Origin of the sequence: Longimicrobium sp., from assembly GCA_036389135.1 — a bacterium.
Lineage (GTDB): Bacteria > Gemmatimonadota > Gemmatimonadetes > Longimicrobiales > Longimicrobiaceae > Longimicrobium.
Genome location: DASVQP010000001.1, coordinates 26,318 through 49,137, shown reverse-complemented (window position 1 = coordinate 49,137; position 22,820 = coordinate 26,318). Strand labels below are relative to the sequence as shown.

At 71.8% G+C, this 22,820-nt stretch carries 20 protein-coding genes; all 20 read right to left on the bottom strand.

Annotated features, from left to right (window positions below; genetic code table 11):
- Window positions 1-204: 204 nt before the first annotated feature.
- The gene (locus VF584_00205; GenBank protein ID HEX8208573.1) at window positions 205-1,356 is read right to left on the bottom strand and encodes an aminotransferase class I/II-fold pyridoxal phosphate-dependent enzyme; all 1,152 of its coding nucleotides are present in this window, start codon (window positions 1,354-1,356) and stop codon (window positions 205-207) included.
- A gap of 38 nt (window positions 1,357-1,394) precedes the next feature.
- The gene (locus VF584_00200) at window positions 1,395-2,465 is read right to left on the bottom strand and encodes a GNAT family N-acetyltransferase (GenBank protein ID HEX8208572.1); all 1,071 of its coding nucleotides are present in this window, start codon (window positions 2,463-2,465) and stop codon (window positions 1,395-1,397) included.
- A 187-nt stretch (window positions 2,466-2,652) separates the two neighbouring features.
- Entirely contained in the window at window positions 2,653-3,591 is a 939-nt protein-coding gene (locus VF584_00195; GenBank protein ID HEX8208571.1) for a DegT/DnrJ/EryC1/StrS family aminotransferase, read from the bottom strand.
- A gap of 21 nt (window positions 3,592-3,612) precedes the next feature.
- Window positions 3,613-4,410, bottom strand: a complete 798-nt coding sequence (locus tag VF584_00190) for a GNAT family N-acetyltransferase (protein HEX8208570.1) — start codon at window positions 4,408-4,410, stop codon at window positions 3,613-3,615.
- Window positions 4,407-5,180 carry a formyl transferase gene (locus VF584_00185; GenBank protein ID HEX8208569.1) on the bottom strand — a complete coding sequence of 258 codons (774 nt, stop codon included), beginning with the start codon at window positions 5,178-5,180 and terminating at the stop codon, window positions 4,407-4,409. The genes VF584_00190 and VF584_00185 overlap by 4 nt, the downstream gene beginning before the upstream one ends.
- On the bottom strand, window positions 5,177-6,184 hold the full coding sequence (locus VF584_00180; GenBank protein HEX8208568.1) for a polysaccharide deacetylase family protein: 1,008 nt from the start codon (window positions 6,182-6,184) through the stop codon (window positions 5,177-5,179). The genes VF584_00185 and VF584_00180 overlap by 4 nt, the downstream gene beginning before the upstream one ends.
- Before the next feature lie 65 nt (window positions 6,185-6,249).
- Window positions 6,250-6,873, bottom strand: a complete 624-nt coding sequence (locus tag VF584_00175) for a sugar transferase (protein HEX8208567.1) — start codon at window positions 6,871-6,873, stop codon at window positions 6,250-6,252.
- Window positions 6,870-8,036: a glycosyltransferase family 4 protein gene (locus VF584_00170; GenBank protein ID HEX8208566.1), complete on the bottom strand. Its 1,167-nt coding sequence runs from the start codon at window positions 8,034-8,036 to the stop codon at window positions 6,870-6,872. Before VF584_00170 ends, VF584_00175 begins: the two co-directional genes overlap by 4 nt.
- Window positions 8,012-9,991, bottom strand: coding sequence for an asparagine synthase (glutamine-hydrolyzing) (asnB, locus tag VF584_00165; protein HEX8208565.1), 1,980 nt, complete (start codon window positions 9,989-9,991; stop codon window positions 8,012-8,014). The genes VF584_00170 and asnB overlap by 25 nt, the downstream gene beginning before the upstream one ends.
- Before the next feature lie 204 nt (window positions 9,992-10,195).
- Window positions 10,196-11,218, bottom strand: coding sequence for an SDR family oxidoreductase (locus tag VF584_00160; GenBank protein ID HEX8208564.1), 1,023 nt, complete (start codon window positions 11,216-11,218; stop codon window positions 10,196-10,198).
- 24 nt (window positions 11,219-11,242) lie between these two features.
- Entirely contained in the window at window positions 11,243-12,421 is a 1,179-nt protein-coding gene (locus VF584_00155) for a glycosyltransferase family 1 protein (GenBank protein HEX8208563.1), read from the bottom strand.
- Entirely contained in the window at window positions 12,414-13,676 is a 1,263-nt protein-coding gene (locus VF584_00150; protein HEX8208562.1) for an O-antigen ligase family protein, read from the bottom strand. Before VF584_00150 ends, VF584_00155 begins: the two co-directional genes overlap by 8 nt.
- 3 nt (window positions 13,677-13,679) lie before the next feature.
- Window positions 13,680-14,852 (bottom strand): glycosyltransferase family 4 protein, encoded by a 1,173-nt coding sequence (locus VF584_00145; GenBank protein HEX8208561.1) that lies wholly within the window; start codon window positions 14,850-14,852, stop codon window positions 13,680-13,682.
- Between the two features lie 13 nt (window positions 14,853-14,865).
- A complete protein-coding gene (locus VF584_00140) occupies window positions 14,866-16,029 on the bottom strand; it encodes a glycosyltransferase family 1 protein (GenBank protein HEX8208560.1) in 1,164 nt (387 codons plus the stop codon).
- A 138-nt stretch (window positions 16,030-16,167) separates the two neighbouring features.
- Window positions 16,168-17,466, bottom strand: coding sequence for a glycosyltransferase family 1 protein (locus tag VF584_00135; protein HEX8208559.1), 1,299 nt, complete (start codon window positions 17,464-17,466; stop codon window positions 16,168-16,170).
- Window positions 17,463-18,683: a glycosyltransferase family 4 protein gene (locus VF584_00130; protein HEX8208558.1), complete on the bottom strand. Its 1,221-nt coding sequence runs from the start codon at window positions 18,681-18,683 to the stop codon at window positions 17,463-17,465. The genes VF584_00135 and VF584_00130 overlap by 4 nt, the downstream gene beginning before the upstream one ends.
- A 5-nt stretch (window positions 18,684-18,688) precedes the next feature.
- Window positions 18,689-19,882: a glycosyltransferase family 4 protein gene (locus VF584_00125; protein HEX8208557.1), complete on the bottom strand. Its 1,194-nt coding sequence runs from the start codon at window positions 19,880-19,882 to the stop codon at window positions 18,689-18,691.
- Between the two features lie 16 nt (window positions 19,883-19,898).
- Complete coding sequence (locus tag VF584_00120) at window positions 19,899-20,549, bottom strand: methyltransferase domain-containing protein (protein HEX8208556.1); 651 nt, start codon at window positions 20,547-20,549, stop codon at window positions 19,899-19,901.
- Entirely contained in the window at window positions 20,546-21,916 is a 1,371-nt protein-coding gene (locus VF584_00115) for an ABC transporter ATP-binding protein (GenBank protein ID HEX8208555.1), read from the bottom strand. The genes VF584_00120 and VF584_00115 overlap by 4 nt, the downstream gene beginning before the upstream one ends.
- Before the next feature lie 23 nt (window positions 21,917-21,939).
- Window positions 21,940-22,818, bottom strand: coding sequence for an ABC transporter permease (locus VF584_00110; GenBank protein HEX8208554.1), 879 nt, complete (start codon window positions 22,816-22,818; stop codon window positions 21,940-21,942).
- Window positions 22,819-22,820 lie beyond the last annotated feature (2 nt).

Genomic DNA, 22,820 nt, shown 5'->3' with positions numbered 1-22,820 from the left:
GGCGCGGCGCTTCGCCTTCGCCGGAGGGAACAGGCCAACTGGACGGATCCGCTTGAGCGGCTCCGCCGCGCGCGCGGATAGCCGTTAACTCTAGCTATACCCGCGCCCCCTGGCAACTTCGGGGCCGATCACCGCGGGGTACCATTCAGCCCGCCAGTGTATTGAAAATTGCCAGCCGGTGGCGGTGCGGCGTGGGCGCTTCGCTCAGGAAGCGGGCGGGTTCTTCGACAGCCGGTGCACCACCTCGCACACGCGCTCCAGGTGGCTCGTCTCCAGGTTGGAGCCGGAGGGGAGGCAGAGCCCGCGCTCAAAGAGGTCCGCGGCCACTTCGCCCCCCACGCAGTCGTGCGAGGCGAAGATCGGCTGCAGGTGCATCGGCTTCCACACGGGGCGCGCCTCGATGTCCTCGGCCTCGAAGGCAAGCCGCAGCGTCTCGCGGTCCGCGCCGAAGGCAGCGGGGTCGATGGTGAGGCAGGTGAGCCAGCGGCTGTGCGTGCCCCACGGCGCCTCGGGCATGAACTCCACGCCGGGAAGGCCGCCCAGCTCGCGCGCGTAGAAGTGGAAGTTGCGGCGGCGCGCGGCGACGCGGTCGGCCAGCACGCGCAGCTGCCCCCGCCCGATGGCCGCGAGCACGTTGCTGAGCCGGTAGTTGTAGCCGATCTCCGAGTGCTCGTAGTGCGGGGCCGGGTCGCGCGCCTGCGTGGCGAGCTTGCGCGCCTTCGCGATGAGCGCCGCGTCGTCCGACACGAGCATCCCGCCCCCGGAGGTGGTGATGACCTTGTTCCCGTTGAAGGAAAAGATCCCCGTCTGCCCCAGCGTGCCGGGGCTGCGGCCCTTGTAGCTGGCGCCGAGCGCTTCCGCCGCGTCCTCGATGAGGGTGACGCCGTGCTCGCGGCACGTCTCCACGATGGGGTCCAGGTCCGCGCTCTGCCCGTACAGGTGCACCACGACGACCGCCTTGGGCAGCCGCCCGGCTCGCGCGCGGTCGCGCAGCGCCTGCGCCAGCAGCGCGGGGTCCATGTTCCACGAGCCGCGGTCGCAGTCGATGAAGACCGGCGTCGCGCCCACGTACAGGATCGGATTCACGCTCGCGGAGAAGGTGAGCGACGACACCACGACCTCGTCGCCCCTCCCCACCCCCGCCAGGATCAGCGCGAGGTGGATGGCCGCCGTGCCGGAGCTCAGCGCCGCGGCGTGGGGGCTCCCCACGATGTCGGCGAACTCGCGCTCGAATCCGTCCACGTGCGGGCCGAGCGGCGCGATCCAATTGGTCGCGAACGCGTCGGCGACCAGCTCCTGCTCCGCGCCGCCCATGTGGGGGCTCGACAGATAGATACGCTCTCGCGGTTCGTTCATTCGCTCATGACCTGTAAGTGCCGCCTCGGCGGGAACGCTTATGCCCGATACGCGGGAAAGTAGCCGCCGGCGGACGCTTCGGGCACCGGCTCGCCGGGCCGGTTGCGAGACAGCGCGGCGTATAGCTCGGGGTCCAGGACGCGGTAGCCCACATGGTACGGCGTGGCCCCGCCGGGCGCGAATGCCAGCTTGTAGCGGTAGATGCCGTCATCCTTTTGGTAGCCGCCCCCCAGCACGAAGCGCCGCTTCCCCTCCCCCGCCGCCCAGCGGATGATCTCGTGCTTGAGCAGGTCGTTGGGCCGCGTGGCGAACGCCTCCGGATCGGTGCCGCCCAGAAAGGAGTACACGTTTTCCGCGGAGACCAGCACCAGCTCGGTGGAGATCACCTCGCCGCCCAGCAGCGCGTGGAAGTACATGAACTGCCCCGCCAGCCCGCCCTGGAGGCGCTCAAAGTAGCTCCGCGGGAAGTAGTAGCGCGAATCGGCCTCCCGCCGGTCCATCGTCGACTGGTAGATGCGGAGGAAGTCGTCGAGCCGCGCGCCGTCCGGGTCCAGCTCCACCGTCACGCCGCTGCGCTGCGCTCGCTTGACGTTCTTGCGCACCTTGTGCTCGAAGTCCATCCACATCCGCTCCTCGTCCAGGTCCAGCGAGCGGACGACGTTGTCCTGCCGCTCCTCGCGCGTGCCGGGATAGTCGAGCAGGATCTCCGGAAAGAGCGAGAAGCGGACGAACTCGGAGACGACCTTTTCCTCCCGCGCCCACCCGTCGAAGCGGGACCAGAAGTCGGTGGCGAGACCGGCGGGCGCGTCACCCCACGCGTAGGCGCCGCCGTAGCCGTAGGGGCTGATCAGGTCGCTCGCGGGTCCCACGGACGCATCCCAGAACTTCTCGCCGCGCAGGTCGCGCTGCACGAACGGGTAGAGCACGGACGCGCCGCCGGAGCGCAGGACGGCGCAGCGCGCGCGTCCCGCGCCCTCCTCCGCGTACAGCGCCACGTAGTCCGGGTGCGCGAACACCTCGCGCAGGGGCCACGCTTCCCACATCCCGAGCCACTCCCGCCGATCCTCCTCGACCGCCGCGTCCAGAACCCTGAAACCGCTGTCGCTCATCCGCTCCCCGCGAAGAATTGATCCAGTCCGCCGTCCAGCGCACCGGACGGGGAATAGCCGCGGAAGATAGCGGCGCCAGCTACAAAGACAACAGCCTCACACAGAGCCACAGAGGAAAAGGCGAGGACACGGAGAACCCTCTCCGCTGTTCTTTCAGTTCTCTCCGTGGCTCGGTGTGAGGCTGTTTTCAGTGAGCGGCGGGAAGCGCCCGCACCTGCCGCCCCAGCTCCTCCATCATCGCCCGGATCTGGTGCGGCTCGGCGTCCTGATGCACGGGGAGGTTCATGATCTGCCGCGCGAGCTGGTGCGATGCGGGGAAGTCGTCCGCCGACAGCTCCTTCACCAGCGTGTGGTACAGGCTCACGACGCCGAAGCCCGCCTCGTTCATGCGGAAGTACAGGTCGTTCCGCGACGCCCGCCGGATCACCACGGGATACGTCTGCGGCACGACGCCTTCCGGGAGCCCGGGCCAGAGCGGGACCACCTCGTCCGCCAGCTCCGGGAGCAGCTCCTCGACGAGCGCCGCGTTGCGCACCCGCCGCCGCGCGATCTCGGCGAAGTCGAAGCCGAGCGCGCCGGAACCGCCGTCAGGCGCATCGATGCGGCCCAGCATCTCGTGTCGCGGGGTGTTGAAGACGAGCGCCCCGCCCGTGGCCACGGGGAACAGCTTGTGGAGCGACACGATGCACGCGTCGCCCGCGCGCCCGCAGACGCCGCCTACCCAATCGCTGAGCATGGCGTGCGCCTCGTCTTCCAGCACCAGCCGCGCGCCGTGCTCTCGCGCCAGCTCCACCAGCACGGGATAGCCGGGATCTACGTAGCCGAAGTAGTGCACCAGGATCACGACGCCAACCCGCTCCCTGCGCAGCAGCTCCGCGAATCCGTCCACGTCCACGCGCAGGTCGGCCGTGACCGGGTAGAAGCGGTAGGCCAGCCCCAGGTTCTGGATCGGATCGAACAGACCGGACCCCTCGCGCGCCGACCAGCCGATGAACGCCGGAAGGAGGACCACCTCGTCCTCGGCCAGCCGCGCCGCCTCCAGAAACACCTGCTGCGCCTCGCGCGCCGTTCCGTACGGGAGCACGGGGCGCAGGAACCGCTGCTCACGCGCGAGCTTTTCGATCACCGGGATCACGGGTACGGGGAATCAGCGAGCCTGCCGCAGCCGGCCGAGGAGCTCCGGGATGCCGATGGACATCCGCTCGCTCTCCGTCAGCCGGATGGCACCGGGGGCGGCCTCGGCCGGGAGCTGCCCTTCCGGAAGGAGCAGGAGCAGCCCGCGCGCGGGGTCCAGCATCCGCAGCGTGGCGAGCAGCGCACCGTCGCGCAGCGCGGCCGCCTGCGACAGGCGGAACCACTTCGCCCCCATGCGGCCCACGGCGTAGCTCCCGTCCGCGGTGGTGACGTCGAGCTGCGAGAAGCCGAACCGGAGCTGCGACGCCTCCGCCTGGGGGAAGCCGTTCACGACCGCGTGCGGCGCACCGGGGGCGACGCCGGGCATCGGCACGCTCCACCACCCGGCGTGGTCCCCTGCCGCGAAGCCCAGCCGCTGGTACCAGCCGCGCGCGACGCCGTTGTCGGTGAAGACGTCCAGCACCATGCTGCCGTAGCGCTCGCCGCCCGCCTGCAGAATCGCCTCCAGCAGGAGCTGCCTGGCGACGCCCGACGAGCGCAGCTCCGCGCCCACCGCGATGTAGTTGAGGATGAGCGTGCCCGGCAGGCGGCGCAGCTCCACGCACCCCAGCACGCCCCCGTCCCGCTCCGCGACGGTGTAGGTGCGGTCGCAGAGGCCGGGGGGGAGCTCCAGCTCGTCGCGGATGAAGCGGCCCATCCCCGCGCACCCGTAGATCATGGCGTCGAGGAGCTCCGGCGCGAAGCCCTCGCGGATCACCGCCACCATCGCCTCGGCGTCGTCCGCCGTGGCGGGGCGCACCCGCACGCTCACCGCACCCCGCGCAGGCGCGCCGCGGCGTACCCCCAGAGCGTGGGGTGCGTGCGGAGCCGGGAGGCCAGCCCCTCGGGGACCGGGTCGCGCTGGAGGTTGCCGTCCAGGATGCCGCGGACGGTGCGCACCAGGAGCGGGACTCCCGCGGCCAGGTGCAGGTAGGGGTACGTGGCGAAGGAGTCCTCCGGCGTCACGCTGAAGCGGCCCTGCGCGATGATCCCGCCGGTGTCGATCCCCTCGTCCACGAAGTGGATCGTCGTGCCCGCCAGCTCGGGGCGCCCCTCCGCCAGCGCCCAGTAGCCGCCGTGCACGCCGCGGTACGCGGGGGTGATGCCGGCGTGCATGTTCACGAAGGGCGCCGCCACGCAGTCCAGCGTCTTGCGGGCGATGATCCGCGTGCCGTTCACCACCACCACTGCGGGGTCCAGCCGCCGCAGCACCTCGCGCGCCTCGTCCGTGTTTACGGAGGGGACGTGGGTGATGGGGTCCTGGATGGGGGAGTCGTCCAGCCCGTGCTCGCGCTTGATCGCCTCGATGCGCGCCGCGCTGGCGCGGCGCAGGAGGGGGACCACCGCCGCCTGGAAGGGGAGCTGCCCCGCCACCGTGGCGAGCCCCAGCTTCTTGACGCGGCGCCGCAGCAGGAACCAGCGCGTGGGAACCGTCTCCATGACGGTGTCGATGGGGCCCAGCTCGCGGGTGAGCGCGTGGTGCACGATGTGGGTGGAGGGGCCGGGGCCGCACAGCAGCACCACCCGGCGCGACTGGCTCACGCGGGGGCTCCGCACGCCAGCGCCTGCTCCGCCACCTCTTCCATGGTGAGCGAGCGCATCCCGTGCGAGCGGCTGCACCGCTGGTAGCACTCCAGTATCCGGCGCAGGATGGCCATGTTCTCTTCCAGGTACGTGCCGAAGTTGTGCGGGTGCCACCAGAGGTGGAAGATCTCCCCTTCGCGGGCGGCGTGCAGCAGGGCGCCCTCGATGCGCCGCAGCCGCAACGGCTCCAGCGCGCGGCGCCGCGGGTTGTAGGGTCGCAGGAAGCGGCTTGCGGGTACGTTGCAGAGCCCGTCCGGCTCCACCACCTCGTCCCACCGCACCGTGGCGGTGCCCGCCAGGTTGAGGTACGAGTCGGCCAGCCCCGCCACGCGCCGTATGGGGTGCAGCCCGGCGGAGTCGCTAGCCCGGTACATCCGCGCGCGCGGGTTGCCGCGGTAGCAGGTGATGCCGGCCTCGCGCAGCACCCCCGCGTAGGCGGGGTTGTGCTGGTTGCGCGGAAAGATGATGGAGCGCATGCGCACGTCGTGGTGCGCCGCGATCTCCACGGCGCTCTTCATGTCCGCCGCGAACTGCTCGCGCGTCTGCCCCGGCTCCAGGCAGTAGTAGTGCGAAAAGGTGTGGCTGGCCAGCTCCTGCCGGTCCGCCCGCCGGATGGCGTCCACCAGGCTGGGCGCGAAGTGCAGCGGGTCGTCCGCCTCGCCCTCGCCCAGCGGCTCGCCGTACGGAAAGAGCGAGGGGTCGCGGTAGCCGGGACGCAAGGCGGGCGAGAAACGCTCCAGCTCCTCCCGGGTGCGCGCGAAGAGGAAGCCCACGGTGGCCCAGGTGGCCGCCACGCCGAGCTCGCCGAACAGCTCCAGCATGCGGAGCACCGCCTCGCGCGCGCCCAGCAGGTTCGCGCGGTACGGTCCGTCCGCCGTCTTGTGGTCGCGTACACCCCAGTGCAGCTCGAAGTCGAGCGAGATCACCAGAGCCCCGAAGCCGGGGCCGCGCAGAGTGGTCAATCCAGAAGCCAGGTTCGGGCGGGAGCCCCCGGAGGGGCCCTTCGCCGCGTATTCATGGGCGCTCTTCACCGCGGTTCGCCGCCGGGCCAGCGCTCCTCGTCCAGGTTCAGCATGGCGCTGCGGGGGTCCACCACCACACCCTTCTGCCCCAGCAGCGAGGCCGCCGTGCGCGCGAGCACCTTGATGTCCAGCCAGAGGCTCTGGTGCTCCACGTACCACACGTCCATCTCCAGCCGGTCGGCCCAGCGGGCGGTGTTCCTGCCGTTCACCTGGGCCCAGCCGGTGATCCCCGGCCGTACGTCGTGCCGGCGCTGCTCCCGCGGCGTGTAGTAGGGGAGGTAGCGCATCAGCAGCGGGCGCGGGCCCACCAGGCTCATGTCGCCCCGCAGCACGTTGATCAGCTCCGGAAGCTCGTCGAGGCTGGTCTTGCGCAGGAAGCGCCCCACCGCCGTCAGCCGCTCGCCATCGGGGAGCGGGTCGCCGTTCTCGTCGTGCGCGTCGCGCATCGTGCGGAACTTGTACATCGCGAAGGGAACGGCGTGCCGCCCGGGTCGCACCTGCCGGAAGAGGACCGGGGAGCCCATCGACCAGCGCACCGCGATGGCAACGGCCAGCAGCACGGGCGAAAGCAGCAGCAGCCCCCCCGCCGACGCCAGCACGTCCACCAGCCGCTTGACGGCCGCGCTCAAGCCGTCTCCGGGCTCGCCAGCCCCATGGTTTCCAGGATGACGCGATTCACCTTGTGCACGTCGTACTTCTCTTCGGCGATGCGGCGGGACTCGCGCCCCATCCGCTCCACCAGCGCGCGGTCGACCACCAGCGCTTCCATGGCGCGGGCCAGCGCCGCGGCGTCGCGGACGGGCACCAGGAAACCGTTCACGCCGTCCTGCACCGTCTCGCGGCAGCCGGGGGCGTCGGTGGTCACGATGGGGCGCCCCATCGCCATCGCCTCCAGCACCGAGCGCGGCGTACCCTCGCCGTAGGAGGGGAGGACGTATACGGTCGTCCCGGCGATGGAGGGACGCACGTCCGGCAGCCAGCCCAGGAACTCGACGATCCCCTCGCGAAGCCAGGCGTCCAGCTCCTCCTGGGAGATGCTGGTGGGGTTGTCGTCGCGGAATCCCGCCATGCGGAAGACCGCATCCGGGTGCCGGGCGCGGACCATGCGCGCGGCCTCCACGAACTCGCGCACTCCCTTGTCCGCCAGGAAGCGCGCCATCAGCAGGAACGAGGTGGGGCCCTCCGGCAACGGCACCGGCGTGTAGTGGTCGACCTCCACGCCGCTGCCGTTGACGATCACTCCCTGCTGCGGCCCGCGCACGAGCCGCAGCCGCTCAAAGGTGGCGCGGTCGTCCGGGTTCTGGAAGAAGACGCGGTCCGCGCCGCGCAGGCTGAGCCGGTAGAGCCGCCGCGCCACCGCCCGCACCACCCTCCCCTCGCGCCCCTCGCTCATGAACGCGTAGCCGAGCCCCGTGATCATGGCGAAGCGCCGCGGCACCCGCGCGATCCGTGCCGCCAGCAGCCCCCAGATCACCGGCTTGATGGTGTAGCCGAGGATCACGTCCGGCCGCACCTCGCGAAAGAGCGCCACCAGCGCGGCCAGGGTGCGCAGGTCCTCGTCCGGCCGCAGCCCGGTGCGGTTGAAGGGGACGTCGCGGTACGTCACCCCCATCCCGTCGAGCGTCGCCACGATCTCCGGCGAGGCCGCGGGCGCGCAGGCGACCACGCGATGGCCCCGCGCGACCATGGCCCGCAGCAGCGACCCGCGAAAGGTCACCAGCGATTGGGCGTATCCACCGAGCACCAGCACCGTGGTGGGAGCGGAGCTCAGGGCGCCCACCGCTCGCGCCACGCCTGGAACATCAGGACGTTCCACAGGTCGTACGCCCAGTTGCGCCGCCCGGCCAGATGCTCGCTCCACTTGCGGCGGATCGGCTCGGCCGCGAAGTAGCCCTCGTCGCGCAGCCGGTCCTCGGCCAGGAGCGCGTCGGCCCAGCCGCGCAGCGGCCCGCGCAGCCACGGCCCGATCGGCACGCCGAACCCCTGCTTGGGGCGCTCGAACAGCTCCCGGGGCACGTGGCGGGCCAGGAGCTGCCGCAGTATCCACTTTCCCTGGGTCCCCCTGATCTTCATCCCCAGCGGGAGCTTCCACGCGAACTCGACCACGCGGTGGTCCAGCAGCGGCGCGCGGGCCTCCAGGCTCACGGCCATGCTGGCGCGGTCCACCTTGGTGAGGATGTCGTCCGGCAGGTAGCTGACCGTGTCCAGCACCATCATCACGTGCGCGAAGCTGCGCAGGTCGGGGCGGCGCGCGCGGTCGGTGAGCACGGTGACCGGCTCCCGCCCGCCGCCGCCGCGCACCACGGAGAGCGGCTCCTGCCAGTGCGAGGTCAGGGTGCGGTACGCCGCCTCCATCCCCCGCGCCGGCAGCACCCCGGCGAACTTGTGCACCTTGTCGCCGCTCAGGGCGCGCCGCGCACGGCCCGGCAGCACCGGCGCCACGGCGTCGAAGAAGCGGTCCCACCCCTCGGGCGACGGCGCCGTGAGGAGGCGCGCGGCGGCCGAGCGCATCACCGGCGGCACGCGGTTGTAGCGCGCCAGGCGCTCCGCCTGGAAGTGGCGCTGGTAGCCGCCGAATACCTCGTCGCCGCCGTCGCCGGAGAGCACCACCGTCACGTCGCGCCGAGCGAGCTGGCACACCAGAAATGTGGGGATCTGCGACGAGTCGGCGAACGGCTCGTCGAAGAAGTCCGGGAGGCGCGGGATGACGGCCTGCGCCTCCTCGGGCGTCACGTACAGCTCGGTGTGCTCGGTGCCCAGGTGCTCCGCCACGCGCCGCGCGTCCCCCGCCTCGTCCAGCACCGGGTCGAACAGGCCGATGGTGAAGGTCTTCACCGGACGCTCCGCCTGCCGCTGCATCAGCGCCACCACGGCGGACGAATCGATCCCGCCGGAAAGGAGCGCGCCCAGCGGCACGTCGGCCAGCATGCGCTCGCCCACGGCGCGGCCCAGCACCTCTTCGAGCTGGTCGACCGCCTCCTCTTCCGTCAGCGCGAGGGGAGAGCGCGCCCCCTGCTCGGCCACCGCCGTCGCGGACCAGTACGTCCGCACGTGGTCCTGCGCGCCCTCGGCGCTGGAAGCCGGCGCGCCGCCCTCCCGCAGCGTGAGGAGGCTGCCGGGGCGGAGCTTGAACACCCCCCGGAAGATGGTGTGCGGCGCGGGCACGCAGTTGTGCCGCAGCAGCAGCGCCAGCGCCCCGCGGTCGATCTCGGGGCGGAAGCCGGGAAAGGTGTGGAAGGCCTTGAGCTCGGACGCAAAGAGGAGGGTATCGCCCACCCAGCCGTAGTAGAGCGGCTTCTTGCCGAGCCGGTCGCGCACCAGGTGCAGCTGGCGCTCGCGCCGGTCCCAGATCCCCATGGCGAACATCCCCGCCGACCGCTCCAGCGCCTCGTCGATCCCCCACTCCTCGAACGCCGCCAGCAGGATCTCGGTGTCCGAATGGCCGCGGAAGCGGTGCCCGGCCGCTTCCAGCTCGCGCCTCAGGTGGGGGAAGTTGTACACCTCCCCGTTGTAGGCGAGCACGAAGCGTCCGCTCTCCGAGGCCATCGGCTGGTGGCCGTCGGGAGAGAGGTCCACGATGGAGAGCCGCCGGTGGCCGAAGGCGACGCCGGAGCCGGCATCGGCCCACACGCCGCCGTCGTCCGGCCCGCGGTGGCGCAGCGAGTCGGCCATGCGCGTCGCCGCCGCGGCCAGCTCATCCGCGGACGAAGCTCCCCTCTGGTCGAATAGTCCCGCTATCCCGCACATGGTCCGGCGATCTCCTGTTGACTGCGCGCGGGTGAACGCCGCCCGCGCACCCCACTACTCGCCCGCACCCACCCGCCTCACAAAGCGCAGAGCGCGCCCCGGCCCGGAGCGCGCGTGCGAAGGCGGCAGCAGAGGGGCGACTCCGATCCCCAGATGGGCCGCCAAGTTACCCGCCGGAGCCATCCGCCGCAAGCGAAAACGGCGTCACCCGGCGTGCGCCGCGTACCACTCCAGCGTCTCGCGCAGCCCCTCCTCCGCCGTGTGCGTGGGCTCGTACCCCAGCCGCTCGCGGGCCTTGGTGATGTCCGCCTGCGAGTGGCGCACGTCGCCGGCGCGAAAGGGCGCGTACTTCGGCTCGGCGCCGGCGACGTCGGGCCGGAAAGCGGAGAGGCCGTCGCGGATCCACTCGAAGAGCTGGTTCAGCGTGGTGCGCCCGCCCAGCGCCACGTTGTACACCTCGTCCGTCACCTTGCCCGTGGCGGTGGCGGCCAGGAGGTTGGCCTGCACCACGTTCTCCACGAAGCAGAAGTCGCGCGACGTCTCGCCATCGCCGTTGATGACGCACTCGCGGCCCTGCAGCAGCGTTCCCACCCAGCGGGGGATCACCGCGGCGTAGGCGCCCTCCGGGTCCTGCCTGCGGCCGAAGACGTTGAAGTAGCGCAGCCCCACCGTCTCGATGCCGTAGTTGCGCTCGAAGACGCTGGCGTAGAGCTCGTCCACGTACTTGGTGACGGCGTACGGCGACAGCGGCCGACCGATGCGGTCCTCCACCTTGGGAAGGGCCGGATGGTCGCCGTAGGTGCTGCTCGACGCCGCGAAGACGAACCGGCGCACCTTTGCGTCACGCGCGGCCACCAGGATGTTGAGGAACCCGGTGACGTTGGCCGCGTGCGTGGCGATGGGATCTTCCAGCGAGCGCGGAACGCTCCCCAGCGCCGCCTGGTGCAGCACGAAGTCCACCCCGCGGCAGGCGTCGTGGCAGGTGTCCAGGTCGCGGATGTCGCCGTCGATGAAGCGGAAGCGCCGCCACGCCTCATCGCCGGCCTGCGCGCGCACGTCGTCCAGGTTGCGGCGGTGGCCGGTGGCGAAGTTGTCCAGCCCCACCACCGCCTGCCCCAGCCCCAGCAGCCCCTCCACCAGGGCGCTCCCTATGAACCCGGCCGCACCCGTCACCAGCCAGGTGCGGGGCGCGGCGCGCAGCTCTTCCTTCACCGTCTCATATCTCATCCGCACGTAGCCTTGGCTCTCTCGTCAGTCGGGCGCCGCCGCGGCGCTCAGCACCTCTTCGTATACCTCCACCATCTTCCGCGCGTGCACGCTCCAGCTGAAGAGGGCGCCGTGCTCCACGTTCGCGGCACGGCGCGCCTGCCACCGGTCCGGCTGGGTGCGGCGCTCCTCCAGCAGCTCCACGACCGCCTGGGTCCAGGCCGGCACGTCGGCCACGGGGCAGTAGCGCGCCAGCGAGCCGCCGACCTCGCGCAGCACCGGGATGTCGCTGGCCACCACGGGGGTGCCGCACGCCATCGCCTCCGGCACCGGCATCCCGAACCCCTCCACTTCGGACGGCTGCAGCGCCAGCGCGGCGCGGCGGTACACGGCGGAAAGGACCTCGCGCTCCACGAAGGGGAGCACCAGGATGGAGCCCTCCAGCCCCAGCGTGCGCACCAGCTCCAGGTGCGCAGGCAGAAAGGCACCCCCCGCGCGGATGAGCCGCGCCCCGGGCACCCGCTCGCGCACGGCGGCGAAGACGCGCAGGAGCACGTCGATGCGTTTGCGGGGCATCAGGCTCCCCACGTGCAGCAGGTCCACCGTGGACCCGGCGGGACCCAGGAGCGCCTCCGCCTTCGCGTCCGCGACGGGATCGGGGTCGGGCGAGCACGCCGGGTGCGTGCCGATGTGCACCACGGTCACGCGCTCGGGGGGCGCGAGGCCAAACGCCAGCAGCTCGTCGCGAACGGCGTGGGTGTCGCACACCACGCGTGCGGCGGAGCGCACCGCGTGCATCTGCTGCCGCGCCATCGCGCGGTACAGCCACGAGCGGGATTCCTTCTCCGGCTCCAGCAGACAGCGGAACGCCTCCAGGTCGTGGCAGGTGACGATGGTGCGCTTCGCCGGAAGGACGTGGGCCAGCTGGCCGTAGCTGTGCTCGGTCAGGTGGAACAGGTCGAACCGCTTCCTGCTCCGCAGCAGGTGGCCCGGAAAGTCGCCGAAGCGGTTCAGCAGCCGGTCCGCGCGCACGGCAATGCGGTGGCGCCCCGCGCGCGGCAGGCGCTCGAAGCGGCGCACCAGCCGCGGCACCACCCGCTCCGCCCGGATGTGCGGCTCGTGGTGCCGGCGCAGCGTGTCCAGCAGCATCTCGGCGCACAGGTCCATGCTGTGCCACTGCTCCTCGGCCAGCGGCGAGATCAGCGCCACCCGCACGCTACGCATGGGCCGCCCCCGCCAGCCGCGCCGGCCGCGGCGCCGCCACCGGCGCGCGGGCGAGCCTGCTTCCCGCGGGCGCCACCGCCACCACCAGCAGCGTGAACCAGAAGGTGGGCTGGCGCATGACGTAGTGGAAGGCGCTGAACAGCATCAGCGCGAGCAGGAGGATCAGCCGGTAGTGCGAACGGTCGCGCAGCGCGTGCAGGCCGGCCCACGCCAGCAGGGCGAGGTAGGCGGCGAGCCCCACCATCCCGGTGCTGGTGCTCCAGTCCAGGTAGGTGTTGTGCGACTCGAACCCCTCGTGGGGCCCGTCGTGGCCCGCGTGCGACCCCGGCCCCAGCCCCACCACGGGCGATCTCGACAGCGCCTCCAGCCCGTGCCCCCAGATGTTGAAGCGGTCGGACCCCTGGTGCGACCCGGAAAGCTCGGCGGCCTCCTCCGCCACCTTTGCCACGACGCGCGGCGCCACCACGCCGGTGGCCACCAGCACCATCACGGGGATCACCACGCGCACGAGCCCCTCGCGCAGCATGCTGCCGGTGTGCACCGACGCCGCGCGCACGAACGCCACGCACGCCAGCACCGCGCCCCCGAGCATCCACGCCAGAATCAGGCTGTCGCTGAGCGTGGCCAGCCCCAGTACCGTGGCCACCCCCGCCACCGCCAGCCACGCCATCCTGCGCCTCGCGCTCCCGCTCTGGGAGCTGAGCTGGAGCGCGATCAGCGGCATGGCCAGCATCAGCAGGGCGAGCTGGTTGGGGTTGGCCGACCAGCCGGAGAGGCGCGCCCCGTACCACACGCGCACCGGCCCCGTTCCCGGCCCCGCCAGGCTGAGCGCCACCAGCAGCGCGTTGGGGATCACCGCGGTCAGCAGCATCCCCGCCGCCGCGTTGCGCACGCGCTCGGGCAGGTCGCGCTCCAGCAGGAAGACGACGATGGTGACGGCGGTGAAGGTGAACGCAAAGGTGTCGTACAGCGCCGCGTTCCGCTGCGGAATGCCGATGAAGATCTTGGTGAGCCACCCGGCCGCCATGAACGCGGGAACCGCGCACCAGAACCAGAGGAGCGGGCGTGCCTCGCGCGGAACGACGACGGCGCGCTGCACCATCAGCACCAGGAAGCGGTATGCCAGCCACGTCACCAGCATCAGCTCGCCGGGGCCCGCGGGGCCCATGCGCAGCTGCGTGGCGGTCGTGGCCGCGAGCGCGACCCCGAACCACGCCGCCGAGAAGCGGTGCGCGGTGGCGGAACGGGCGGCCACGCGCTACTCCCTCTCCCCGCGCAGGAGGGCGGCGAAGCGGTCCTTGTAGCGCGTCTGGGCGAACACCTCCAGGCAGCGCTCGCGCGCCCTGGCGCCCAGCCGCGCGCGGAGCCCGGCGTCGTCCATCAGCGCGCGCAGGCGCCCGGCCAGCGCCTCCGGGTCGTCCGGCTGCACGATCAGCCCGCTCTCGCCGTCCACAACCGTCTCCTCGCTGCCGCCGGCGTACGTCACGATCACCGGCAGGTGGGTGGCCATCGCCTCCAGCGTCACGATCCCCAGCCCCTCCTCGCGCGAGGCGAGGACGAAGATGTCGCTGGCGGAGAGGAGAGCCGGCAGGTCGTCGCGCCACCCCAGAAAGGTGACGGGAAGGCGCTTCTCCTCCACCTCGCGCCGCAGCCCCGCCATGTACTCCGCGTCCGTCTCGCGCGCCAGGTCGCCCGCGATCGCCAGGTGCACCGCCGGGCCGCCGGGCACCACGCGCTCCAGCGCCTCCAGCACGGTGTCGTACCCCTTGCGGTGGCAGATCGACCCGGCGGTGGCGATCAGCAGCCCATCCTCCGGAAGCCCGAAGCGGCGGCGGATCTCGCGGCGCGCCTCGTCGCTGGCGGCCGGCGCGTACCCCGACGCGTCGATCCCCGCGTAGTTGACGGAGAGCTTGGCGCGAGCGCGCTCCCTGGCCCGCGGCGGGAGCGCCTTGGCCGCCGCCTTCGACACCATCATCATCTCGTCCGCGGCCCACGCGCCCAGCGCGGAGAGGCCCGGGAACGACGGCCCGCCGTGGATCGTCCAGAAGAGCCGCTTGCGCAGGAGCAGCTTGCTGGGCGTGAGGAAGAAGACGCTGCGCAGCTCGTTGGCGTACAGGATGTCGGCCCCCAGCCGCTTCGCGTGCCGCAGCACGCGCATGGCGTACATCAGCAGGGAAAAGGAGATCAGCACCTTGCGGGGAGCGGACGCGGCGAGCGCGGCCCCGCCAAAGATATCGAGGGTCTTGGGCACGGGGATGACTTCCACGCGCAGCCCCGCTTCACGCGCGATCCGTGTGAGCATCCCCTCCTTTCCGGTGGCGATGATCGGCTCGAAGCCACGCTCGCGGATCCCCTCCGCCAGCGTGATCATGGCACGCTGCGCCCCGAAGGCACAGTCGTAATACGGATCGTACATCAGTACGCGCTTCATTCCCACCCTGGTTTTACGAACACGCGGCGCGGTGCAGAATCTCCATCGTCCGCTGCGTGGTGCTCTCCCATGTGAAGCGGGCCGCCTGCTCCCGCCCCTTTCGTATCCACTCGCCGCGCACGCCGGGGTCCCGCTCCAGCCGCGCCACCGCGTCCGCCATCGCCTGGCTGTCGCCGGGGTCCACGGAGAGCCCCCCCTCGCCCATCACCTCCGGCACCGACGAGCGGTTGGAGGCGATCACCGGCGCGCCGCACGCCATCGCCTCCAGCACGGGAAGCCCGAACCCCTCGTACAGCGAGGGGAAGAGGAAGGCGGTGCAGTGCGCGTACAGGCAGCGGAGCTCCGTCTCGCTCACCTTTCCCAGGTCGACCACTGCATCCGCTACCCCGCGCGCCTCGGCGTGGCGCACCACCTGGGGCCAGTGGGCGTTGGCGGTGCCCCCGGCCACCACCAGCCGCATGGCGCTTCCGCCCGCCCGCACCCGCGCCAGCGCGTCCACGGCCGCCACGTGGTTCTTGTGCGGAAAGCGGTTCCCCACGCAGAACAGGTACGGCCGCAGCGCCTCCGCGCGCGAGCAGAGCGCGGCCTCGGCGGGCTCCAGCGGGCGGAACGAGGGGGCCACGCCCAGCGGCACCACCTCCACCTTGTTCGCCGCGCGCGGAACGTACGACACGATGTCGCGCCGCGTGGACTCCGAGTCGGCGATCATGCGCCAGGCGAGCCGGGCTCCCGCGTGCAGCGCGATGGTGGAGGCGATCCGCTCCCGCTTTCGCACCAGCCCCGGCAGCTTGATGGGGATCAGGTCGTGCACCGTCACCACGCTGCGGCGGGGGTGCAGGAGCAGGGGCACGTCCGAGAACGGGAAGTGCCACACGTCCGCGCGGGTCTGGCCGCGGGCCGCCATCCGGGCCCAGGCGAGCTGCGTCTGGTGGCTGCTCCAGCTCCGCAGAAAGGGGCGGACGGTGGCCTGGCCTTCCACCCCCAGCTCCGCCAGCAGCGCGTGGAGCTCGTCCGGATCGCCCAGCAGCACCAGGTGGCCGAAGCGCGGGTCCGCGAAGAGGGCGGCGAGCATCTCCCGCACGTAGCGCCCCACGCCGGTGCTGTGGACCGCGCGCGCGTCCATCCCCAGCGTCACGCGGCGCTCCGCCCTCCCCGTGCCATCCGACGCCATCGTCATCCCTCCGCCCCGTCAGGCTCCGCGCGCCGGCCGCGGGCGCCCCGTTCCGCGAGAATCCCGAATTTAGAGCAACCCGCGCACCTTTGCAATGGCCCCGCGAGGCCGCACGGAGCACCCAAGTGCCGTCTACGCAACGTGTTACGATGCACTGGCGGCGCGGTAGGCAGCGATGGTGTCGCGGGTGCACCGCTCCCAGCTGAAGTGCCGCGCGCGGGCCAGCGACCGCTCGCGCAGCGTGTGGCGCAGCGAGGGGGTGCGGTACAGGTCGAGCATCGCCTGGCAGAGCGCGTCCTCGTCGCGCGGGTCCAGCATGATCCCGGCGTCGCCCACCACCTCCGGCAGCGAGGAGGTGTTGGAGGTGATGACGGGGACGCCGCACTGCATGGCCTCCAGCGGCGGCAGCCCGAATCCCTCGTACAGCGACGGGTAGACGAACGCGGTGGCGCCGCTGTAGAGCGCCGCCAGGTCCTCGTCCGCCACGAAGCCGGGGAGGATGATGCGCCCGCGCAGCTCGCCCGCGCCGGAGATCGCCTCGAAGATCTTGTCGTGGTGCCACCCCTTCGTGCCCGCGAGCACGAAGTACAGGTCGCGCACCCCCTCGTCGCGCACCAGCCGGATGAACGAGCGGATCGCGTGATCCATGTTCTTTCGCGGCTCCAGCGTATTGAGGCTGAGCAGGTACGGCGCGTCGGGGATCCCGTACCGTGCCTTCACCTCCGCGATCCGCTCCGCGTCGGTCACGGGGTGGAAGCGGTCCGGCGCGGCGGCCAGCGGGGTGACGAAGACCCGCGCCGGGTCGATCCCCGTGTGCTCGCACAGGTCGTCCCGCCCGGAGGCGGAGATGCAGATCGCCCACGCGTCCGGATCCAGGCTGGCGAGCACGGCCCGGAAGCGGCGCAGCACGTGGACGTCGAACAGCTCCGGGAAGAGCACCGGGATCAGGTCGAGCACGGTGAGCAGGCGCGCCGGCGGCTTCCCCCGCCCCGCCCAGCGCGGCAGCGGCGCGGAGGGGGAGTGGAAGACGTCGGCGTCCACCCAGTCGCCCAGCCGGCGGTGCCCCAGGGCGGCCTCGGCGGCCTTTACCGTCTGCGCCATTACGCCGCGCGCCACGCGCACGTGCTTCGCATCCGACGGGCGCAGGTCCATGCGCAGCAGCGGGTGCGCGAGCGCCTCCACCAGCCCCGCGCGCGGCGGCGCCACCAGCGGAACGTGCCGCAGCGACGGGTCTTCGGCGAGGTGCGCCCGCGCCAGCCCGCGCACCCGCGCCGATTCCACCGCCGAGAAGCGCAGCTCGCACTCCGGCGCGGCGGCCAGCCCGTGCGCGAGCCGCTCCGTCACCCGGTAGGTGCCCGTGCGGCTCAGCAGCGACCGGTGCCCCGCGCCCAGGATCGACACGTCGTACACCACCCGCATCGGCGCGCCCGCGTCCGTCGTCACGCCGCGCCTCCCGCGACCGCCGCGCGCAGCCCTTCCTCGATCTCCGCGATCGTGCGGTCGAGCGTGAAGTGGCGCTCCACGGAGTCGCGCGCGTTGCGGCGGATGCGCTCGAAGAGCTCCTCGTCCCGCATCAGGCGCCCGATCTGGCGAGCGCACGCCGCCGCGTCACCCGGTCCGAACACGAGCGCGTTCTCACCGTCGCGCACGATCTCGCCGCTTCCGCCGGTGCCGGTGGCGACGACGGGGAGGCCGCACGCCATCGCCTCCAGAATGGTGATGCCGAACGGCTCGTTCCACACGGAGGGGAAGACCAGCACGTCGTGTTCGTGGTACAGCGGCACGATCTCCGCGCGCGGCACGCGGCCGCGAAAGCTCACCGCGTCTTCGAGCCCCAGCTCGCGCACGCGCCGCCGGAGCTCGTGCCCGTAGGGGTTGTCCGCGTCGCCCGCGATGGTGAGGGTGACCCGCGAGCCGGGCTCCGCCGCGACCAGGGCGAGCGCCTCGACCAGCGTGTGCACGCCCTTGTGCGGCAGCACCTGCCCCACGAAGAGGAGCCTGCGCACCTCGGGACGGCGCTCCGCGCGGTACGGAAAGGCGCCCGGATCGATCCCCCAGTGGATCGTGCGGGCGCCCTCGGTGCGCACCCCGGCGGCGCGCACGGCCTCGGCCAGGTACGCGCTGCCGAAGTGCACGTTGCGAAAGGCCACCCCCCCGCTCACCGCCGGCAGCCCCGCCGCCGCCGCCACTCGCGCCGGCACGCCGCCGCCCTTCCAGAAGCGGAGGACCAGGTCGTCGCCGCGCGCCATCCACTCGTCGAACACGTAGAAGGCGGAGGGCTTCCCCAGCGCCGGAAGCGCCGCGGCGAGCGAGACGGAGGTGCCCACCGGGTTCCACACGTACACCACGTCGGGGCGGAACTCCGCCGCCAGCCGGCGCAGCGCCGCCCAGTTCCCCCGCTCCTTGCGCACCAGCCGCACCAGCGTGGCCAGGCGCCGCACGGGGGCGGGCCGCCACGGGCGGGCGGGCTCGGGGCCCACGCCGGTCATCCAGCGGTGCACCTCGCCCTCGCTGCGCGGCCCATCCCCGCCGTACGTGCTGGTGAGCACCGCCACCTGGTGGCCGCGCCGCCGCAGCGCCTCCACCGCCGCGGCGCAGCCCAGCTCGTAGCCGCCGATGAAGTGGGGTGGATAGAAGTTGGAAACGACCAGGATGCGCATCGGCGTCAACCGCCGTACGCCCGCAGGCAGCGCTCCGCCACCGCGCGCCAGGTGAAGCGCCGCGCCACCGTCTCGCGCCCGCGCTGCCCCATCGCCGCCGCCTCCTGGGGGTTGTCCATCAGGAAGGCGATGCGTTCGCGAAGCGCGTCGGGCGAGTTGGGCGGCACCACGAAGCCGGTGACGCCCTCGTCCACGAACTCCGGCATCCCGCCCACGTCGGTGCAGATAGCCGGCGTGCCGCACGCCATGCTCTCCAGCAGCACCAGCCCCAGCAGCTCCGGGATCTCGTGGTGCACGCCGTACGTGTCGCGGTACACGGAGGGGAGCACCGTGACGGCGGCTTCGCGGTAGGCGCGCACCAGCTCCTCGTCGCTCGCGTCGGTCACGAAGCGCACGTTCTTCCCCGCTGCCAGCTCCTGCAGCAGGGCGAAGTACTCCGGCTTGTACGGCCTTCCCATCACCACCAGCTCCCACCCCGGCTCCACGGCGCGGATCAGGTCGTCGATCCCCTTGTGCGGCAGCAGGCGGCCCACGAACAGCACCCGGGGCGGCTTGGGGCCGGCGGCGGGGGGGATCGCCAGAAAGCTGTCGTCCACGCCGCCGTGGATCACCGTCCCCCGCTGCCCGTCCGGGAGCACGCGGGCGCCGAACTCGGAGATCGGCAGGAAGCCGGTCACCACGCGCGCCACCGGCAGCACGTGCGTGAAGTGGCGCCCCGTGCCGCCCAGGTCGGTCACGAACACCCGCTTCCCCAGCGCCGCGCCGGCGAGCGCCGCGAAGTTGGTGACGATGGTGCGGTACTGGTGGCAGTGCACCACGTCGAAGCCGCGCAGCATCGGCAGAAAGGAGAACGACACCGGGTCGAACGCCACCCCGTCCTTGAGCTCCAGGATGGGAAAGATCTCCACCCGCAGCGCCCCGTGCCGCTCCGTACGGCGCTCCGGCCCGAAGCTGAGGAAGACGGTCTCCACCAGCCCCGCCATCGCCTGCGCCAGGCTCACGGCGTACCGCTCCCCCCCGCCGATGATGGACCCGCCGCCGAAGAAGGCGGGAGAGACGTGCACCACCCGGCGCACGCTCCCCCGCCCCGCTCCGCGCAGCCGGCGGTTGGCCGCGGCGGCCCCGTACAGCGCCACGGCTGCGGCGCGCAGCGAGGTCCAGCTCGCCAGCGCCCGCCGCACGCCCTCGCTCTCCGTCATCTTTCCGGCCCCAGGCTCAGGCGGCCAGCGGCTTCCGGCACTCGCCCGCGATGCAGATCGACTTGGTGGCGGAGTAGGGGCGGATGCGGTTCACCAGCCGGTAGAACCACGACGTCCGGCGCTGCTTGCGGGTGGCCAGCTCGTGCACCAGCTTCGCGTTCTCGCCCACCAGGTCGCCCGCGTCGTTGAAGCGCACGTCGTACTCGTCCAGCAGCGGCGCGATGGCGCGGCAGTAGGCGTACGCCTCGGGAGCGTACCACACCCGGCTGAGGTCGTAGTAGCGCTTGATGAGGCTCAGCGTCTCCTCGGGCGGCACGCAGAACTGGTGCTGCGTGTCCACCACGCTCTGCTGGTAGTTGCGCGACCGGCGCCCCAGCTCCTGCTCTATGTGCAGCATCGGCGTGGTGAGCGTCAGCTTGGCGCCCGGCCTGGAGACGCGGTGGAACTCGCTGAGCGCCTTCTCCTTGTCCTCGATGTGCTCCAGCACCTCCCAGCAAACCAGCTCGTCCACCGAGTCGTCCTCGAAGGGAAGGTTCGTGGCGTCGCCGTAGAACACTTCCGTGGATGGAGAGATTTCCCGGGCCCGGCGCAGGTAGTCCTCGTTCACGTCGATCCCAACCCACCCTTCAGGCACGGGCTTGGGACCACACCCTACGATCAGCTTCATGCGGTGAAAACTCCATCCGGGGAATCAACCTTTTCGATCAGCCCAACCGCGGCGCCGTCCATGGGCGGCGCGGGGCGCAGCTCCCACTCGCCGTCCAGGTACACCACGCCGTGCTCCGCCTTGATGGCCACGCCGCTGCCGTACACGTCGAACTCGGCCACCACCATGCGCACCGCGTGGTCCACGTAGTCCAGCCGCCGCACCCCGGCATCGTCCACGCCGATGTCGATCCAGTACGTGCCCGGGGTAAAGGGGACGTGCGGGATGTCCAGCACCAGCTCCTCGCGCCCCTGGCGCCGGCCGCGGATGACCGGCGGGCGCATGGCGGTGTTGAACCCCAGCATGTTCTGGTCGTTGTACGACTTGAACAGCACGCCCACCACCGGGTTCGGGTACTCCGAGAGCCCGTCCACCTCGATGACCATGCGTGCCGGGCGGCTCACCGGGAGCGTGTCGGTGACGCGACCCATCTCGTCCTGCAGCACCACCTTGCGGATGATCGGCTTGCCGGCCGGGATGCCCGCCGGGCTGCGGCCGGAGTAGTCCCACTCGCCGCGCGGGCCGTCCTCGTCGCTCCCGTGCGCGGCGGTCTGGTACTCCAGGATCGCTTCCTCGGTGTCGCCGTCGAACTTGACGCGCCCCTCCTGGATCACCACGCAGCGGGTGCACAGCGAGTGCACCGCCGTCATGTTGTGGCTCACGAAGAGCACCGTGCGCCCCTCGCGGGCCACGGTGCCCATGCGGGCCACGCACTTCTCCTGGAAGGCGGTGTCGCCCACGGCGAGCACCTCGTCCACGATCAGGATCTCCGGCTCCAGGTGCGCCGCCACGGCGAAGGCCAGGCGCAGGTACATCCCGCTGGAGTAGCGCTTCACCGGGGTGTCCAGGAACTTCCCCACCCCGCTGAACTCCACGATCTCTTCCATGCGGCGCGCGATGTACGCGCGGTCCATCCCCAGGAATGCGCCGTTCAGGTAGATGTTCTCGCGCCCCGTGAGCTCGGGGTGGAAGCCGGTGCCCACCTCCAGCAGCGATCCGATTCGGCCGTGCACCTCGGCGCGCCCCACGCTGGGCGGCGTGATGCGCGAGAGGATCTTGAGCAGGGTGCTCTTGCCGGCCCCGTTGCGGCCGATGACGCCCAGCACCTCGCCGTGCTTCACGTCGAAGGAGACGTCGCGGAGCGCCCACACCAGCTCGCCCTCGGACTCACGCGCCCACTTCCCCGTCCGCAGCAGCCCCGCCGTGCGCCGCACCGGCGTGGTGATGGCGCGCGTGAGAGATTCGCGGACGGTCTTGTACGGCTCGGCGCGGGCCCCGATCCGGTACTGCTTGCCGAGGTGCTCGGCGCGTATCGCGGTGTTCGACATCGTCGATCAGCGGTTCCGATGGCTCACGCCACGTCAGCGAAGGTGCGCTCGACGCGCCGGAAGTAGAGGACCCCGCCCACGAAGAGCAGCAGCCCCATCCCCAGGGAAACCCCGATGGTGGACCAGCCCACCTCGCCGGTGCCCAGGAAGGCGGCGCGCAGCCCCTCGATGACGCCCACCATGGGGTTGAGCGCGTATACCAGCCGGAACCGCTCCGGGACCACCGAGGCGGGGTACACCACCGGCGACGCGTACATCCACACCTGCACCAGGAACGGCACCACGTAGCGGATGTCGCGGTACTGGATGTTGAGCGCGGCAAGCCACGACCCCACCCCCGCGGCGGTGAGCGCCATCACCACCACCACGATGGGGACGATCACCAGCGCCAGCGGCGACGGGGTGAGGCCGTAGAACAACACCATCGCGATGATGATGACCATGCCGATGAAGAAGTCCAGCAGCCCGGCCAGCACCGGCGCCGCGGGGATCACCAGGCGCGGAAAGTACACCTTGGTGATCAGGTTGGTGCTCGCCACCAGGCTGGTGCTCGCCCCAGTGAGCGCCGTGGAGAAGTAGGTCCACGGCACCAGCGCGGTGATGGCGAAGGCGGCGTACGGCACCCCGTCGGACGGGATCTTGGCAAAGGTCCCGAAGATGATGGTGAAGAGCAGCGTGGTGAGCAGGGGCTGCAGCACCGCCCACCCCGCGCCCAGCACCGTCTGCGCGTAGCGCACCTTGATGTCGCGCCACACCAGGAACCAGAAAAGCCCGCGGTACGCCCACAGCTCGCGAAAGTCGATCGCGGCGAAGCGCCCCGCCGGCTGTATGACCAGCGTGGGAATGGAGCCCTGCGTCCCCGGGGCTCCGCCCACCGCCATCGTGCTGCTCTCCGTTTGCATGC